Annotated in this window: 17 protein-coding genes; 10 read left to right on the top strand and 7 right to left on the bottom strand. The window is 64.7% G+C overall.

Annotated features, from left to right (window positions below; genetic code table 11):
• Nucleotides 1–119: 119 nt before the first annotated feature.
• Nucleotides 120–1,334, top strand: coding sequence for an acyl-CoA dehydrogenase (locus I6F28_RS08455; RefSeq protein WP_036004014.1), 1,215 nt, complete (start codon nt 120–122; stop codon nt 1,332–1,334).
• Nucleotides 1,335–1,497: 163 nt separating this feature from the next.
• Entirely contained in the window at nt 1,498–2,415 is a 918-nt protein-coding gene (locus I6F28_RS08450; protein ID WP_036004017.1) for an MBL fold metallo-hydrolase, read from the top strand.
• Nucleotides 2,416–2,486: 71 nt separating this feature from the next.
• On the opposite strand, the gene I6F28_RS08445 is transcribed toward I6F28_RS08450, so the two are convergent.
• Nucleotides 2,487–3,341, bottom strand: coding sequence for a DUF1499 domain-containing protein (locus I6F28_RS08445; protein WP_057026863.1), 855 nt, complete (start codon nt 3,339–3,341; stop codon nt 2,487–2,489).
• Nucleotides 3,342–3,594: 253 nt separating this feature from the next.
• A complete protein-coding gene (locus I6F28_RS08440) occupies nt 3,595–5,223 on the bottom strand; it encodes a fatty-acid--CoA ligase (protein ID WP_036004029.1) in 1,629 nt (542 codons plus the stop codon).
• 65 nt (nt 5,224–5,288) lie between these two features.
• Here I6F28_RS08440 and I6F28_RS08435 point away from each other — a divergent pair, with 65 nt between their 5' ends.
• Nucleotides 5,289–6,371: an extensin family protein gene (locus I6F28_RS08435; RefSeq protein ID WP_225139688.1), complete on the top strand. Its 1,083-nt coding sequence runs from the start codon at nt 5,289–5,291 to the stop codon at nt 6,369–6,371.
• Nucleotides 6,372–6,407: 36 nt separating this feature from the next.
• On the opposite strand, the gene I6F28_RS08430 is transcribed toward I6F28_RS08435, so the two are convergent.
• Nucleotides 6,408–7,088, bottom strand: a complete 681-nt coding sequence (locus I6F28_RS08430; RefSeq protein WP_036031037.1) for a L,D-transpeptidase — start codon at nt 7,086–7,088, stop codon at nt 6,408–6,410.
• A 339-nt stretch (nt 7,089–7,427) separates the two neighbouring features.
• On the opposite strand from I6F28_RS08430, the gene I6F28_RS08425 reads away from it, so the two are divergent.
• Nucleotides 7,428–8,405, top strand: a complete 978-nt coding sequence (locus tag I6F28_RS08425) for a magnesium transporter CorA family protein (RefSeq protein WP_036004038.1) — start codon at nt 7,428–7,430, stop codon at nt 8,403–8,405.
• Between the two features lie 205 nt (nt 8,406–8,610).
• Entirely contained in the window at nt 8,611–8,829 is a 219-nt protein-coding gene (locus I6F28_RS08420; RefSeq protein WP_035696491.1) for a hypothetical protein, read from the top strand.
• 213 nt (nt 8,830–9,042) lie between these two features.
• Here I6F28_RS08420 and I6F28_RS08415 read toward each other — a convergent pair whose 3' ends face one another.
• On the bottom strand, nt 9,043–9,795 hold the full coding sequence (locus I6F28_RS08415; protein WP_036004050.1) for an SDR family NAD(P)-dependent oxidoreductase: 753 nt from the start codon (nt 9,793–9,795) through the stop codon (nt 9,043–9,045).
• Between the two features lie 26 nt (nt 9,796–9,821).
• Nucleotides 9,822–10,463: a pyridoxamine 5'-phosphate oxidase gene (pdxH, locus tag I6F28_RS08410; RefSeq protein WP_036004041.1), complete on the bottom strand. Its 642-nt coding sequence runs from the start codon at nt 10,461–10,463 to the stop codon at nt 9,822–9,824.
• Between the two features lie 113 nt (nt 10,464–10,576).
• Between pdxH and I6F28_RS08405 the strand changes: the two genes are divergently transcribed.
• The gene (locus tag I6F28_RS08405; protein ID WP_036004044.1) at nt 10,577–10,984 is read left to right on the top strand and encodes an RT0821/Lpp0805 family surface protein; all 408 of its coding nucleotides are present in this window, start codon (nt 10,577–10,579) and stop codon (nt 10,982–10,984) included.
• 166 nt (nt 10,985–11,150) lie between these two features.
• Nucleotides 11,151–12,113: a DnaJ C-terminal domain-containing protein gene (locus I6F28_RS08400; RefSeq protein WP_225112631.1), complete on the top strand. Its 963-nt coding sequence runs from the start codon at nt 11,151–11,153 to the stop codon at nt 12,111–12,113.
• Between the two features lie 400 nt (nt 12,114–12,513).
• Here I6F28_RS08400 and I6F28_RS08395 read toward each other — a convergent pair whose 3' ends face one another.
• Together I6F28_RS08395 and I6F28_RS08390 are read right to left on the bottom strand one after the other, a co-directional pair.
• On the bottom strand, nt 12,514–13,284 hold the full coding sequence (locus tag I6F28_RS08395; RefSeq protein WP_036004055.1) for an anti-sigma factor family protein: 771 nt from the start codon (nt 13,282–13,284) through the stop codon (nt 12,514–12,516).
• A gap of 106 nt (nt 13,285–13,390) precedes the next feature.
• Nucleotides 13,391–13,879, bottom strand: coding sequence for an RNA polymerase sigma factor (locus tag I6F28_RS08390; RefSeq protein ID WP_036004059.1), 489 nt, complete (start codon nt 13,877–13,879; stop codon nt 13,391–13,393).
• Nucleotides 13,880–14,051: 172 nt separating this feature from the next.
• Between I6F28_RS08390 and fabI the strand changes: the two genes are divergently transcribed.
• The 3 genes from fabI (at nt 14,052) to aroC (ending at nt 16,754) form a co-directional block, all read left to right on the top strand.
• Entirely contained in the window at nt 14,052–14,867 is an 816-nt protein-coding gene (fabI, locus tag I6F28_RS08385) for an enoyl-ACP reductase FabI (RefSeq protein WP_018648668.1), read from the top strand.
• A gap of 12 nt (nt 14,868–14,879) precedes the next feature.
• Nucleotides 14,880–15,479 (top strand): histidine phosphatase family protein, encoded by a 600-nt coding sequence (locus tag I6F28_RS08380; protein WP_225139687.1) that lies wholly within the window; start codon nt 14,880–14,882, stop codon nt 15,477–15,479.
• A 186-nt stretch (nt 15,480–15,665) separates the two neighbouring features.
• A complete protein-coding gene (gene aroC / locus I6F28_RS08375; protein ID WP_036026145.1) occupies nt 15,666–16,754 on the top strand; it encodes a chorismate synthase in 1,089 nt (362 codons plus the stop codon).
• Nucleotides 16,755–16,765 lie beyond the last annotated feature (11 nt).

Genomic DNA, 16,765 nt, shown 5'->3' with positions numbered 1-16,765 from the left:
CCGGTCGCGCTGAAAGCGCCACCCCGGAACGACCAAGCCAGGATGCAATTGAACTTGTTGCCGCGGCGCTTTACTTTGTCGGGCAATTATCGACGGAACCAGACGCGAAAGGACGTTTCATGAGCGTGCGCCCTCAGGCCAAGGACAAGCCGGCTGCGGCTTCTTTCCAGTGGGACGATCCGTTCCTGCTCGACGAGCAGCTCACCGAAGACGAGCGCATGGTTCGCGACACCGCCCGCGCCTATGCGCAGGACAAGCTGCTGCCGCGCGTCTCCAAGGCCTATCTCGAAGAGAAGACCGACCGCGAGATCTTCAACGAGATGGGCGAGCTCGGCCTGATCGGCATCACGCTGCCGGAAGAATATGGCTGCGCCAATGCGAGCTACGTCGCCTATGGCCTCGTCGCGCGCGAGATCGAGCGGGTCGATTCCGGCTATCGCTCGATGAACTCGGTGCAGTCCTCGCTGGTGATGTACCCGATCTACGCCTATGGCGACGAGAACCAGCGCAAGAAGTACCTGCCCAAGCTCGCCAGCGGCGAGTGGGTCGGCTGCTTCGGCCTGACCGAGCCCGACGCCGGCTCCGATCCGGCCGGGATGAAGACGCGTGCCGAGAAGGTGTCGGACGGCTATCGCCTCACCGGCAGCAAGATGTGGATCTCGAACGCGCCGATCGCCGACGTCTTCGTGGTCTGGGCCAAGTCGGCCGCGCACGACAACCAGATCCGCGGCTTCGTGCTGGAGAAGGGCATGAAGGGCCTGTCCGCGCCGAAGATCGGCGGCAAGCTCTCGCTGCGCGCCTCCATCACCGGCGAGGTCGTGATGGACGGCGTCGTGGTCCCGGAGGACGCCCTGCTGCCCAACGTGTCCGGCCTCAAGGGCCCGTTCGGCTGCCTCAACCGCGCCCGCTACGGCATCTCCTGGGGTGCGCTTGGCGCCGCCGAGGACTGCATGCACCGCGCCCGTCAATACACGCTCGACCGCAAGCAGTTCGGCAAGCCGCTCGCCGCGACCCAGCTGGTGCAGAAGAAGCTCGCCGACATGGAGACCGAGATCGCCCTCGGCCTGCAGGGCTCGCTTCGCGTCGGCCGCCTGATGGACGAGGGCAAGTTCGCGCCCGAGATGATCTCGATCATGAAGCGCAACAATTGCGGCAAGGCCCTCGACATCGCCCGCACCGCCCGCGACATGCACGGCGGCAACGGCATCTCGATCGAGTATCACGTGATGCGCCACGTCCATAACCTCGAGACGGTCAACACCTACGAGGGCACCCACGACGTCCACGCCCTGATCCTGGGCCGCGCGATCACGGGCATTCAGGCGTTTTTCTAGTCACTGTGTTTTTCCGCCGCGGCTAGCTTGCTCAACTGTCATCGCCCGCGCAGGCGGGCGATCCAGTATCCCAGAGACTTCGCTTTTGTCACTGGCGCTGCGGCGTACTGGATACCCCGCCTTCGCGGGGTATGACGGCAGAGAGTGTGGCACAGGAAGTCCCATGTCCGACAACGACGACGTCCCGTTCAACCGCAACTTTCCGCTGAAGCCCGGCATCGTCGAGGAGGTCCGCCCCGGCGTGCGGCGCGTGCTCTGCAACAATCCGAGCCCGTTCACCTTCACGGGCACGGTCAGCTACATCGTCGGCAAGGGCAATGTCGCGATCATCGATCCCGGTCCAGACGATGCGGCGCATGCGGCGGCGCTGCTCGATGCCGTGCGCGGCGAGACCGTGACGCACATCTTCGTCACCCACACCCATCGCGACCATTCGCCGAACACCGCGCGGATCAAGCAGGCGACGGCGGCGCCGGTCTATGCCGAAGGCCCGCATCGCGCCTCGCGGCCGCGATTCGAGAGCGAGAAGCACAATCCGGAATCCGGCGCCGACCGCGATTTTGCCCCGGACGTCAATCTCGCGCACGGCGACGTCGTGGAAGGTGACGGCTGGCGGCTCGAAGCCGTCGCGACGCCCGGCCACACGGCCAACCATCTGGCATTCGCCTGGCCGGAGCGGAAGTTCAACTTCGTCGGCGATCACGTGATGGGCTGGTCGACCTCGATCGTGGCGCCGCCGGACGGCTCGATGATCGACTACATGGATTCGCTCGACCGGCTCGCCACCCGCGAGGAGGATCTCTATTTCTCGGGCCATGGCCCCGAGATTCCCGAGGGCCAGCGCTTCGTGCGCTTCCTGATCCGCCACCGCAAGGCACGCGAGGCCTCGATCCTGCACCGCCTCGCCAAGGGCGAGACCGACATCCCGACCATGGTCCGCGCGATCTATATCGGTATCGATCCGCGCCTGACGACAGCTGCCGGCTATTCCGTGCTGGCGCATTTGGAAGATCTGGTCGCCCGCGGCGTGGTGGCGACGGATGGCGATCCCGTGATCGGCGGGACCTATCGGATGGCCTAGGGGGCGAATAGCGAATGGGGAATAGCGAATGGGCGGCTCCATTCGCTATTCGCTACTCCCCATTCGCCAAGTCACTTCTTCACCGTCTTCGCCGGCGCCTTGGGCGGCGTCACCGGCGTCTTCTTCACCGGCTTGAGTGCATCGGCGTCGGCGGCGGTGTTGAGGTCGTCGATGAATGCCTTGACGCGTGCGGCGTTGCTGCCGAGGTCGCTGTCGAAATTGCGCGACGCAGAGCGGATATCGACGCGGGAATCATCGCCATCCGGCACGACCCTGATCGAAACGTCCTCGCGGAAACCCATGATCGGCGTGCGCGCCACCGCCTCGATGCGGCCGATGCGGCGCGGCGGCTGCGGTGCGCGCTCGTCGATCACGATCCATTTGCGCTTGTGGACGAGCTGAAGCGCGATCGCATAGGCGCGGTCGGCCGAGATCTCGAGCTCGACGGGCTCGATCTCGGGATAGAAATGGCGCTGCTGCTCCGCCGAATAGAGGCCGGCATAGACCGCGGTGTTGGTGCCCTCGCCGGTGCGCAGGCGCGCCAGCGCATCGAAGCGCGGCGGATCAATCGGATTGGTGGTGATGTCGTAGATCGACGGCAGCTTGCGATATTGAAAGGCCAGATAGGCGGGATAGGCGAGGATCGCCCCGTCGATCAGGAAGGCGAGCAGGATGCGCGCCATGCCGCGCGAGCCGTTCTGCCAGATTGCGGCAAAGCCGGCGAGCCCGAACAGGATCGAGAGGCCGGCGATCGCGAGCCCGCCGATGAACGTCGCCAGCGCCGGCTTGGGCTCCAGGAAATCGAAACGGACGACGATGATCGACACCACCACCGCCAGAACCGCGAACACGGCCAGATTGCGCGCCCAGCTCGCGAGGCTGGACACGGGCTCCGACTGGTAGGGAGCGGAAAACCTGCGGGCCATCGGGTGAGCTCTGCCGGGGTTGGCGATGCCGGCCGATTTGGCGCGACGATGCGCAGTTGAGACCACGGCGCGGGAGCAAATTCAAGGGTTCCGGCTACGCCCAAGCCGTCATGCCCGGGCTTGTCCCGGCCATCCACGTTCACTGCACCGTGGGGCAAGGCGTGGATGGCCGGGACAAGCCCGGCCATGACGTCGTGGAGGCTTCAACAAGTCGGACGCTGACGCCCCTCCAAGGAGGGGCGCACCCAGCCCGTCACGCCGCCGCGTTCGGGAACCGGTAATCCTTAAACTGGTCGCGCAGCGCCGTCTTCAGGATCTTGCCGGTGGCGGTGTGCGGAATGCCGTCGACGAAAGCGACGTCGTCGGGCATCCACCATTTGGCGATCTTGCCCTCCATGAACTTCAGGATGTCCTCGCGCGTGGCCTGCTGGCCCTGCTTGAGCTGCACGATCAGCAGCGGCCGCTCGTCCCATTTGGGGTGGAACACGCCGATCACGGCGGCTTCCGCCACGGCGGGGTGGCCGACCGCGAGGTTTTCGAGGTCGATCGAGGAGATCCACTCGCCGCCGGACTTGATCACGTCCTTGGAGCGGTCGGTGATCCGCATATAGCCGTCCTCGTCGATGGTCGAGACGTCGCCGGTGTCGAAGAAGCCGTCCTCGTCGAGGATGTTGCTATCGACGCGGTAATAGGCCTTGGCGACGGCGGGCCCGGAGACCTTGAGGCGGCCAAAGGTCTTGCCGTCCCAGGGCAGCTCCTTGCCGGCATCGTCGGTGATCTTCATCTGCACGGCGAACGGCGCATAACCCTGCATCTGCAGCACGTCGAGCCTGGCATCGCCGGTCGCATTCTGGAACGGCGGCTTCAGCGCCGCGACGGTTCCGATCGGGCTCATCTCGGTCATGCCCCAGGCGTGGCGGACGTTCGAACCCATGTCGAGGAAGGCCTTGATCATCGAGCGCGGCATCGCCGAGCCGCCGCAGATCACCATCTTCAGATCCGGCAGTTTGAGATTGTTGGCCGTCATGTGCTGGAGCAGCATCAGCCACACCGTCGGCACGCCGGCGGTGTGCGTCACCTTCTCGGTCGAGAGCAGTTCGTAGACCGAGGCGCCGTCGAGCTTGGCGCCCGGCATCACCAGCTTGGTGCCCTGCGAGGGCGCGGAGAAGGCGATGCCCCAGCTGTTGGCATGGAACAGCGGAACGACCGGCAGCATTGTCTCGGACGCACTGGTGCCGAGCGCGTCGACGTTATTGGCCATCAGCGCGTGCAGCACGTTGGAGCGATGCGAATACAGCACACCTTTGGGATCGCCGGTCGTGCCGGAGGTGTAGCACATCGCCGCCGCCGTGTTCTCGTCAAAGTCCTTCCATTTGAATTTGCCGTCGGCCTGCGCAATCCAGTCCTCGTAGGCGACCGCGTTCTTCAGCGTGGTCTCCGGCATGTGAGCCTTGTCGGTGAGCACGATGTAGCGCTCCACGCTGGGCAACTTGTCCGCGATCTTCTCCAGGATCGGAATGAAGGTGAGATCGGTCATCACGACGCGATCCTGCGCATGATTGATGATCCAGGCGATCTGTTCGGGGAAAAGGCGCGGATTGACGGTATGGCAGATGGCGCCGATCCCCATGATGCCGTACCAGACCTCCAGATGGCGCCAGGTGTTCCAGGCGATCGTTGCGACACGATCGCCGAGCTTGATGCCGTCGCGCTCCAGCATTTGCGACACTTTGAGCGCGCGCTTGTGGATCTCGGCGTAGTTGGTGCGATGGATCGGTCCCTCGACCGAGCGTGTGACCACCTCCTGCTTGCCATGAATCCTGGCGGCGTGTTCGATGATCCGGTGGCAGAGCAGGGGCCAATCTTGCATCAAACCAAGCATTCCGACGTTCCTCCGAGAAGTCGCTGGGCGCGTTATCGCTCTCAGCGTTGGGCCAAAGAATTGCCATGAGTTTTAGCCTGCCGGACTTTCGTCGCAAATGGTCTTGTCGCGGCTATATGTCCGCCGGGGCGGCAATGGTTACCGCTGCGGCGGGGCTGTTGCTGCTCGCCGAAAGGGCAGAGGCGCGGAAATATCCTGCGCCGCTCGATATCTTCAACCTTGGAGCACCGAAGCCCCGCGCAACCGTTCGCGCCGCCAGGATTCCGCTGCCGAAGCCGCGTCCCGAGGAGGCCCCCAAAGCGTCGGATGAGGGGGCGGCGCAGGCAGACGGCAAGCCGTCCCCCGACAAGCCAGGTGCGGACAAGCCCGCCGAGGCCGCGCCGCCGCCCGAGAAGCAGGCCTCGGCCTGCCGGCTGGCGCTGACCGAGGAGATCGCGATCGCGCCGTCCATTCCGGATATCCGCGGTCCCGGTGCCTGCGGCGGCGAGGATCTGGTGCGACTGGAGGCCATCGTGCTGCCGGACAAGCGCAAGGTGACGGTCAAGCCGGCGGCCATCCTCCGCTGCACCATGGCGTCCGCGCTCGCCGATTGGGTGCGCAAGGACATGGCGCCGCTGGCGACCAGCCTCGGCTCCGCCGTCAGCGAGCTCGACAATTTCGACAGCTTCGAGTGCCGCGGCCGCAACCGCGTGGCCGGCGCGATGCTGTCCGAGCACGGCAAGGCCAATGCCATCGACATCCGCGCCGTCAAGCTCGCCAATGGGCAGTCGATCGGCCTGACCGACCGCACCACCTCGCGCGAGGTGCGCGAGCGCGTGCTGCACTCGGTCTGCACTCGCTTTTCCACCGTGCTCGGCCCGGGTTCGGACTGGTACCACGAGGACCACATCCATCTCGATCTCGCGCAGCGACGCAACGACTACCGGATTTGCCAATGGAACGTGTGGGATCCGCTGCCTCAGGTCGCACCGCTGCTGCCGGCGCCGCGTCCCGAGGAGGCACCGCCGCGCGAGGTCGCGGCCAGGCCCGAGGCAAAGGAGGGCGCCGACGGCGGTGAGGCGGAAAAGCCTGCTGCACCTGCGGACAAGCCGGCGGCGGATGGCAACAAAGCCCGATCGCACCAGCCGGCAACAAAAAAGCGCCGGTGAAACCGGCGCCTTTGAAAGGCCTCGGGCAAGGCCTGCTTAGTAGGGTGAACTGGAACCACCCTGGAGCGCGAGGCGCGGCTTGTAGGGCGAATCGCCGTGCTTGGGCTCGAGCACCACGACGAGGGTGCCGAGCTTGACGCGATCATAGAGATCGATCGCGTCCTCGTTGGTCAGGCGGATGCAGCCTGACGAGATCGAGGCGCCGATATATTCCGGCTGGTTGGTGCCGTGGATGCGGAACAGCGTGTCCTTGCCCCCAGAATGGAGGTACAGCGCGCGGGAGCCCATCGGATTGTCCGGTCCGGGTGCGACATAGGTCGGCACGCCCAAGCGCGAGATTTCGCCGGGGGTGGGGTGCCAGGCCGGCCACTCGGTCTTGCTGGCCACCTTGGCGATGCCCGACCAGGCCATGGCCTCTTCGCCGACAGTGATGCCGTAGCGGATCGCTTTGCCGCCCTCCAGCACGTAATAGAGGTAATGGTTGTCGGAATCGACCACGATCGAGCCCGGCGCTTCCTTGCGGTGGAATTCGACAATGGCGCGGCGGAACGGTTCTGCGACCGCGGTATTCTCGTATTTCACCTTGGCAAGGAGTTCTTTGTCCTTGGGCTTGAACGCCTTGGTGTCCGTCGCCTCGTAACGCGTCGTGGCCTGCATGCAGCCCGACAGCATCAGGCCAGCGGCCAAAATCCCAAACATAATTTTCAGCGACGACATGGTTTGGTTCCAATCAAAACAATACCGTGCGGAAGGGACCTGAGCGTAGCGCCCAAGTTCCTCGACTCCGTTAAGCCCATTATGGTTGAAATCTGCCACAATTCCAGCGCCAAAGCCGTTTTCCAGGGCTGTAAGACCCCAGCTGTGGCTTTTCTGCCGCAAATTTGGGGGTGTCGTGCGGGTTTTTTTGGTAAGACGCGCCAGACTGTTCCTCCGGCGCCACAGTTGAGCCCTAGGGCCGCCGCAGATGCAAACGCTCCGTTAATGTTGTTGTCATCGTGAACCTGTCAGAATCGCGCTAAGGGCTGTCGTTCTGTCGTAGGATCTCTGGAGCTTTTGATGTTTTCGGTGTTCGTTCTCTCCGAGACCTCCCTCAAGAAGGCGGTTGTCGAGGATCTCACAGCGCTGCCGGAGAACGCAGTCTGGATTGACCTCGTCAACCCCTCGGCTGCCGAGGACAAGGCGGTCGAGCGGCTGGCGGGCATCGCCATCCCGACCCGGGAAGACATGCAGGAGATCGAGATCTCCAGTCGCCTCTATATGGAGAACGGCGCGCGCTACATGACCGCGACGCTGATGTGCCACTCCGATACCGACATGCCCCGGACCACCGCGGTGACCTTCATCCTTGGCGACCACCGCCTGGTGACGGTCCGCTACGACCTGCCCAAGCCCTTTGCGCTGGTCGAGGCCAAGCTCGCCCGCTCCTGCACGCCCTCGATCACCGGCGAGATGGTGCTGATGGAGCTCCTGGACGCCGTGATCGACCGCTGCGCCGACATTCTGGAGCGCTGCGGCGCCGAGATCGACCAGGTCTCCCACGAGATCTTCGAGCCGGAGAGCGAGCGCCACGGCCACGCCAAGCGATATTCCCAGATCCTGATCTCGATCGGCCGCAAGGGCGACTTGACCTCGAAGGTTCGCGAGAGCCTGGTGTCGATCGGCCGCGTCGTGACGTTCCTGTCCGCCGTGGTCGAGGGCGTGAAGTGGTCGAAGGACATGCGCGAGCAGCTCAAGACCATGCAGCGCGACGTCGCCTCGCTGACCGATCACGCCTCCTATCTCTCCAGCAAGATCACCTTCGTGCTCGACGCCATGCTCGGCGTCGTCAATCTCGAGCAGAACAACATCATCAAGCTGTTTTCGGTCATGGCCGTTGTCCTGATGCCGCCGACCCTGATCGCCTCGATCTACGGCATGAACTTCAAGGTGATGCCGGAACTCGAATGGGTGCACGGTTACCCGATGGCGCTGGTGATGATGCTGATCGCCGCCATCGTCCCCTACTGGATCTTCAAGTGGAAGAAGTGGCTGTAGGAATCGTGCGCGAGCAAAGATACCTACCGAGACCTTACGCCGCTCGCATAGACACGATCAATCGTGTCGCAGAATCGATCGGGATTGCGGCGACGCGGTGACGCGTGTGTCATGCCGCAATTCCTCCGGTAAAATTTGAGCGGTGGGCTGAACGTTTGCGCGAAACTTGTCTGCGATAAGCAGGGCGTAGCCGCGAGGAACAGCCATGGTTGAGAAACACATAACGTCGCCCCGCAACGTCATCGATCTGGCGAACTACCGTCAGGTTCTGGCGAGCGGCAAGGCGCCGTCGATGTCGGCACGCATGTGCCGGCACTGTGGTGCTCCGCTGCTCGATGGTGAGAACGACGACGACTGCTCGACTGCATTCAGCACGGCCGCTCCGCGGCCGCGCGAGCGCTCACGTCGGATTCGACTCGATTGAGGAACGGAAGGTAAGGGCGATCCAGGTCTTGCGGCGGCGTTGTCTGGATCGCCTTGCTTCCCTGAGCGGCCATTTCCCCTTCCGTCATTGCGAGGAGCCACCCGGTCCCGCCTCCGGCGGGCCGGATGACAGGCTCCGCGACGAAGCAATCCAGACTGTCTTTGCGGAGGCAGTCTGGATTGCTTCGCTTTCGCTCGCAATGACAGTGCCCGCCTACACGTGCTGGCCGCCGTTGATGTGGATCTCGGCGCCGTTGACGTAGGAGCTGGTGTCCGTGCACAGCACGTAGATGATCTTTGCCACTTCGTCGGGCGTGCCGAGGCGGTGCATCGGGATCTGCTGCTCGACGATCTTCTCGGTGCCCGGCGACAGGATCGAGGTGTCGATCTCGCCCGGGGCGATCGCGTTGACGCGGACGCCGATGCGGCCGAAGTCGGAGGCCATCTCGCGCGTCAGCGCTGCGAGCGCGGCCTTCGAGGTGGCGTAGGCCGCGCCTGCGAAGGGGTGCACGCGCGAGCCCGCGATCGAGGTGACGTTCACGACCGACCCCTTGGCGGCCTTCAATTCCTCGATCAGCCCCCGCGCCATCATGATCGGCGCGAAAAAGTTGACATGGAAAACGTGGGTCCAGGTATCGAGGTCGGTGTCGACCGAGCCCAACCGCGAGCCGCCGGCGCCCTTCGGCGAGATCGCGGCGTTGTTGACCAGCGCATGCAGCGTGCCGCCCTCGAGCCGGTTGCGGATCTCCGAGATCGCGCGCGCGGTGTCCTTGGGATCGCCGAGGTCGACCTGGATGTGGTCCTCCGGCCCTGCGTCCCAGGGGCAGTCCTCCGGGAAAGGATGCCGCGAGCAGGTGATGACGCGCCAGCCCGCCGAGGAGAAACGGATCACGGTGGCGTGGCCGATGCCGCGGCTGGCTCCGGTCAGGAGCAGCGTACGGCGCGGCGCATTGGACGAATGCGGCATGGACATCTTTCAGGTCGGCCCAAAGCTTACGGATACATTCGCGTCTTGGACCACGGTTGGCCGGCCGCGTCACGGCGAAATTCAATGCGGTCGTGCAGGCGGAACGGGCGGTCGTGCCAGAACTCGATCCGCACCGGCGTGATGCGCCAGCCGCTCCAGCCCGGCGGCCGCGGCACTTCGCCGATGACGTATTTGGCCGCGACCTTGGCGATGGCCTGCTCGAACGCGAACCGGCTCTCCAGCTCTTGCGATTGCTTGCTCGCCCAGGCGCCGATCTGGGCCTGCTTCGGTCGCGTCGCGAAATAGGCGTCGGCCTCCGCGTCGGTCACCGGCGTCACGTTGCCGCGGATGCGCACCTGACGGCGCAACGACTTCCAGTGAAAAAGTAACGCTGCCTTAGGATTTGCGGCGAGTTCGCGGCCCTTCTGGCTGGCGATATGGCTGTAGAAGACGAAACCCTCGGTATCGAAGCCCTTCATCAGCACCATGCGCACATCAGGCAGCCCGTCGGGATCGACCGTTGCGAGCGCCATGGCGTTCGGATCGTTCGGCTCGCTCTTGACCGCTTCGTTGAGCCAGGCCTCGAACAACGCAAATGGCTCGTCGGCAGCGGTGAAATCACCGGATGTTAAGGGTGTCTGGTGTTTCATCGAGGTCGTGTCGGTCATGTCCGGAGTCCGAGTTGCGTCCCGCGGCCCAAAACGCGTTGTTGTCCGCTACCGCCCTATATAGGGCATGGGGACGCGTTGGCCTATCGGCGATCCGGCCGTCCGGCTTCGTCATGACGATGATTCTGATCGGGCTTGGTGCCGGCGGCTGCAGCTTTTCCCGCAACGACGGCAGCGCCTATGCCAAGGCCGAGGACAGCGACCTCACCGGCTCGATCGCGCGGCCGGCGAAGGACGCTCCCCCGACCGAGACCGATCTCGCCTTCACCCGCAACGCCGCCTCTGACGTCCTCAGCAAGGGCGACAAGGATTCCAGCCAGCACTGGGAGAATCCGGAGACAGGGGCGCGCGGCTCGGTGACGCCCATCGCCCAGTCCTATGCCGCCGAGGACGGGCGCAAATGCCGCGACTTCCTGGCGAGCTACGTCAACGGCAATACCGAAAGCTGGCTCCAGGGCGCCGGCTGCCAAAGCGGTCGTGGCCGTTGGGAGATTCATACGCTAAAGCCGTGGCGGAGCTGAGCATGATCCGGAAACGTGGGAACCGGTTTTCCGATCAGACCATGCTCCAAAGATAGAGCTTCAGCTCGCGTTCCTAGTTGCAAAAATGCCACTCTCTTCCCACATCACCCGCAGGTGGGGCGGGGAGCCCTTTGAACAATTCGATTTCTTGAAGGAGACGTGACGAATGCGCGACCCCTATGAGGTCTTGGGGGTGCCGCGGAGCGCCAGCGCTGCCGCGATCAAAAGCGCCTATCGCAAGCTGGCCAAGAAGCACCATCCTGACAGCAACAAGGGTGATCCGAAGGCTGCCGAACGCTTCGCCGAGATCAACTCGGCCAACGAGATCCTCGGCGACGAGGACAAGCGCAAGCAGTTTGACCGGGGCGAGATCGACGCCGAGGGCAAGCCGCGCTTCCAGGGTTTTCCGGGCGGCGGCGGTCCTCGCGGCCGCGCGGGCCCTGGCGGGTTCGAAAGCTATACGTTCCGAAGCGGCGGTGCGGGCGGCCCGGGCGGCGGTGCGTTCGAGGACATCCTCAACAGCATGTTCGGCGGCGGGATGCGCGGCGCACGGCCCGGAGCCGGCGGCGGCGCCCAGTTCGAGTTCGACACTGGCGGCATCGGGCTCGATCTCGACGTCAACGTCGCCATGAGCGTCTCGCTGGAAGAGGCGGTCAAGGGCGGCGAGAAGCGTGTGCGGCTGCCGACTGGCAAGGAGCTCAACGTCAAGATTCCGGCCGGGGTCACCGAGGGCCAGCAGATCAGGCTGCGGGGGCAGGGAGAAAGTGCGCAGGGCCATCCGCCCGGCGATCTCCTGATCACCATCAACATTGCACCGCACCCGTTCTTCAAGGTCGAGGGCGCAGACCTCAGGATCGACCTGCCGGTCACGCTCTACGAGGCGGTGCTCGGCGGCAGGGTCCGCGTGCCGACCCTCGGCAATGCCGTGGAGCTCTCGGTCCCCAAGAACACGTCCAGCGGCCGGACCTTCCGCCTCAAGGGCAAGGGCCTGCCGAAAGCCGGCGGAACCGGGGATCTCTTCGTCATCATCAGGATTATGCTACCGGACGGGAACGACGCCGAGCTTGAAGCATTGATGGAGAAGTGGCGGGACCAACACCCCTACAATCCACGTAGCGGTGTCGGCTAAAGCATGTCCGGAAAAGTGTGGAGCGGTTTTCCGGAAAGATCATGCGCAAACAAAGAGCTAAAGCGCGAGCCATCGCGCTTTAGGGCGAGAGCGAACTGAAGGGGTTCTCCTAAAGGACCACGGCATCGTCCTGGAGATGATGCCCATCATACGCCTGAGGCGTGGTAGCGCTTCATGGTCTCGACGTGTCGGCTGTCCGGCGGGGCAGCCGATAAAAAGGTGCGGCCTCGAGAGGGGGACCAGCGCGGTACCAAAAACCCCAATCGAGGCCGCCCGCGTCGATCGGCGGATCGAACGCCACTCATAATCGCGTGAGCACCCGGTGCGATAATGAGACGTGTCGATGTCCTGATTCCAAATTTTCGATGACGGAATCTGGGCACTGGCCTTGCGCGGTTGTCTAGGTGCCGTTTTTCTCTGCTTGGTCGTAGACGGCCTGCGCCACCTTGGTCAGCCGTTCGCGATCGCTGCTGCCGCTGACGACGTAGCCGACGCCGCGCTCGGACCAGAACAACGCGCCGTCCTTGTCCGTCTTGGCGTAGCGCATTTGCGTTGCACCATTCTCGGTCTTGGCGCTGTAGATCGTGTACCGCTCGCCCGAGGCGCCCTCGTACATCAGGAACGACGCCGGACCGTTCGGTCCCGGTAGCAGCCGGCCGCCGACCAGCTTCAGCCCGCTCGCCTCCAGGTTCGGCGCGAACACGGTCCAGCCGCAGCGCCGGGTCAGCCAGGCCTGCAAGTGATCGCGCTCGTTGCCGCCGACCTCAACCGGGTGGCGGACCTCGACGACATAGAGGCGGTGGGCGTCGAGTGCGTCCGCCGTAAAGCTCCGGAAGGTCGAAGGCGCGTTGGCGGCGCCATGCGCCACCCAGCCGGCGGTGCCGCCGGCGACGAAGGCGACCAGCACGGCCGCGGCGGCGCCATAAAACCATTGCCGCGGGCGGCGCTCCAGCCTCTCGAGCTCGAGCCGTGCGGGCACCCGTTCATGGGCAATCGAATCGTAACGCGCGTGCAGCATCTCGGCCATGGTCCGCCAGGACTGCACCCGCTCGGCGTCCTCGGGGTGGGCGGCAAGAAAGGCCTCGACGTCGGCGCGTCGCTCGGCCGGCAACTCGCCGTCGACATAGGCGTGCAGTTCGTCCTCGGTTACTGGAATCTTGCGGTCGTTCATATCGGTCGTCTCTGGCTCTGCGGCCCAAAATGCCTTCTGCGAGTTAGCTTCGCGCAGCTCACTATCCGGCTGCGGGCGGAGATCGTTCGATGCATCGACCCGGCCATCATTTCACCCGCCTGAGCGCCGTACGCTCGCCCTCCAGCGAGGCTTTGACGTGGGCTCTTGCGCGCGCCAGGCGCGACATCACGGTGCCGATCGGGACACCCTGGATGTCGGCAACCTCGCGGTAGCTCATGCCTTCTAGCATCACCAGCAGCAGCACCGAACGCTGCTCCTCGACGAGAGTAGCCAGTGCCTTCTCGATGTCGCGTCCTTCGGCCTCGGTCCCGCTGGCATCGGGGTTGTTGTCCGTCAGCGGCATGAATTGCGGCCGCCTTGCCAGCGAGCGCCGCCGGTTCTTGTTGAGGTTGGTCAGGATCGTATAGAGCCAGCTCCTGACGTCGCCTCCGAGAAACAGCCGCTCCGAACGCAGCGCGCGTACCAACGTATCCTGGACCAGATCGTCGGCCGCATCCGCATCGCGTGTGAGCGCGCGGGCGTAGCGGCGCAACGCCGGGATCATGGCTTCCACACTCTGGCGAAACGCACTCATTGCGGTCCTGACATCCCTGGCGTTCGGCGCGCGCCTATAGCGATCATAACACCCAAGCGGAACGGCTATTCCGGCACTCGAAACAGCGTTAATGCTGCGGATTAGGGCTGTACCGCAGGGGAGGGCTGGTGTACCTCCAGACCTCAACGAGAGTTCGACGGGACGTGCAAAAATGGCGCAGAATTCGGGTCTGATGCAAGGAAAGCGCGGGGTCATCCTCGGCGTCGCCAACAACCGCTCGATCGCCTGGGGAATCGCCAAGGCATGCCACGCCGCGGGCGCCGAGCTCGCCTTCACCTATCAGGGCGATGCGCTGAAGAAGCGCGTCGAGCCGCTCGCCGCCGAGATCGGCGGCCTCGTGCTTGGCCATTGCGACGTCACCGATGCCGCAACCATCGATGCCGTCTTCGCGGTGCTGAAGGAGAAATGGGGCAAGATCGACTTCCTGGTGCATGCGATCGCCTATGGCGAGCAACTCGACGGCCGCTACGTCGACACCACGCAGGAGAATTTTTCGAAGTCGATGCTGATCTCCTGCTATTCGTTCACGGCGGTGGCGCAGCGCGCCGAGAAGCTGATGACGGATGGCGGCTCGCTGATCACGCTCTCCTATTACGGCGCCGAGAAGTGGATGCCGCATTACAACGTCATGGGCGTGGCCAAGGCGGCGCTGGAAGCCAGCGTGCGCTATCTCGCTGCCGATCTCGGCGAGAAGAACATTCGCGTCAACGCGATCTCGGCAGGTCCCATCAAGACGCTGGCGGCGTCCGGCATCGGCGACTTCCGCTATATCCTGAAGTGGAACGAGACCAACGCGCCGATGCGGCGCAACGTGTCCACCGAAGACGTCGGCGGCAGCGCGCTGTATTTCCTTTCCGACCTCTCGCGCGGCGTCACCGGCGAGGTGCACCACGTCGATTCCGGCTATCACGTGCTCGGCATGAAGCGGCCGGATGCGCCTGATATCTCGCTTGGCGGGAAGGACTAGCCTCTAACTGAAATGCCCAAGCCTACGATCTACTATCTTCGCCACGGCGAGACCGAGTGGAATGCGCTCGGCAGGCTTCAGGGCACCAGGGACATTCCGCTGAACGCGCGCGGCTGCAGCCAGGCCGTGCAGGCCGGCGGCATTCTCGCCGAACTGTTCAAGCGCGACGGGCGCGACAAGGCCGCGCTGGCTTACGTGTCGAGCCCGCTCGGCCGTGCGCGCCAGACCATGGAGCTCGCGCGCGGCAAGCTCGAATTGCCGCCTGCCGATTACGCGCTCGACGATCGTCTGCGCGAGATCGGCTACGGCACCTGGGAGGGGCTGACGCTGGCCGAGAGTGAGGCGAGGGATCCGGACATCTATGCAAGGCGCCTCGCCGACAAATGGACCGTGGGGCCTGCGGGCGGGGAGACCTACGCCGACGTGCAGATCCGCGTGCGCACCTGGTACGACCAGCTCCTGTCCGACACCGTCGCAGTGGCCCATGGCGGGACCTGCCGAGCTCTGATGGTGGCCTTGGGCCTCGAGACGCCCGCCAGCGCCGCCGAGCTCTATATCGAGCAGGGCGCCGTCTACGTGTTCCGCGACGGGCGGTTGGAGAAGTTTAGTTAGCCCGGAGCGCTGCCTCGCCCCCGCCGTCATGCCCGGGCTTGTCCCGGGCATCCACGGACTTTCGTGCTCGCAGCCACCAAGAACGTGGATGGCCGGGACAAGCCCGGCCATGAAGGCTTCGCCGATATTTGACCCCTATTTCAGGGCGAGTTAAGTCAGCATTGACTTACGAACCCGCGAGCAGCGATGTCCTTCAACACTTTCGGCCACATGTTCCGCGTCACAACCTTCGGCGAGAGCCATGGGGTGGCGATCGGCTGCGTGGTTGACGGCTGCCCGCCGATGATCCCGCTCACCGAGGCCGACATCCAGCGGGATCTCGACCGGCGCCGTCCCGGCCAGTCGCGCTTCACCACCCAGCGCCAGGAGCCGGACCAGGTGAAGATCCTATCCGGCGTGATGGCCCATCCCGAGACCGGCGCTCAGGTGACGACGGGCACGCCAATCGGCCTTCTGATCGAGAACACCGACCAGCGCTCGAAGGATTATTCCGAGATCAAGGACAAGTTTCGTCCCGGTCATGCCGACTTCACCTATGAGGCGAAGTACGGCCTGCGCGATTATCGCGGCGGCGGGCGCTCCTCGGCGCGCGAGACCGCGATGCGCGTTGCCGCAGGCGCCATCGCGCGGAAAGTGCTGCCGGATGTGAAGGTGCGAGGCGCCCTGGTGCAGATCGGCCCGCACAAGATCGACCGCGACAAGTGGGACTGGGACGAGGTCGCCAAGAATCCCTTCTTCTGTCCCGACAAGGACAAGGCCGCGTTCTTCGAGACCTATCTCGATGGCATCCGCAAAAGCGGCTCCTCGATCGGCGCCGTGATCGAGGTCGTCGCCGAGGGCGTGCCGGCAGGTCTCGGCGCGCCGATCTACGCCAAGCTCGATTCCGATCTGGCGGGCGCGATGATGACCATCAACGCGGTGAAGGGCGTCGAGATCGGCGCCGGTTTTGGCGCGGCGGAACTGACGGGCGAACAGAACGCCGACGAGATGCGCTCCGGCAATGACGGCACGCGCTTCCTCTCCAACCACGCCGGCGGCGTGCTGGGCGGTATCTCCACCGGGCAGCCCGTGGTGGTACGTTTCGCGGTGAAGCCGACCTCGTCGATCCTGCAGCCGCGTCTCACCGTCGATCGGCAAGGCACCGAGACCGAGATATTCACCAAGGGCCGCCACGATCCCTGCGTCGGCATCCGCGCCGTCCCCGTCGGCGAGGCCATGATGGCCTGCGTGCTGGCCGATCACTTCCTGCGCGATCGCGGACAGGTCGGGCGTTGAACTCGCGGTAC

The sequence above is a fragment of the Bradyrhizobium sp. NBAIM14 genome (assembly GCF_020193895.1).
Taxonomy (GTDB): domain Bacteria; phylum Pseudomonadota; class Alphaproteobacteria; order Rhizobiales; family Xanthobacteraceae; genus Bradyrhizobium; species Bradyrhizobium yuanmingense.
This window is presented reverse-complemented; position numbering and strand designations above follow the sequence as displayed.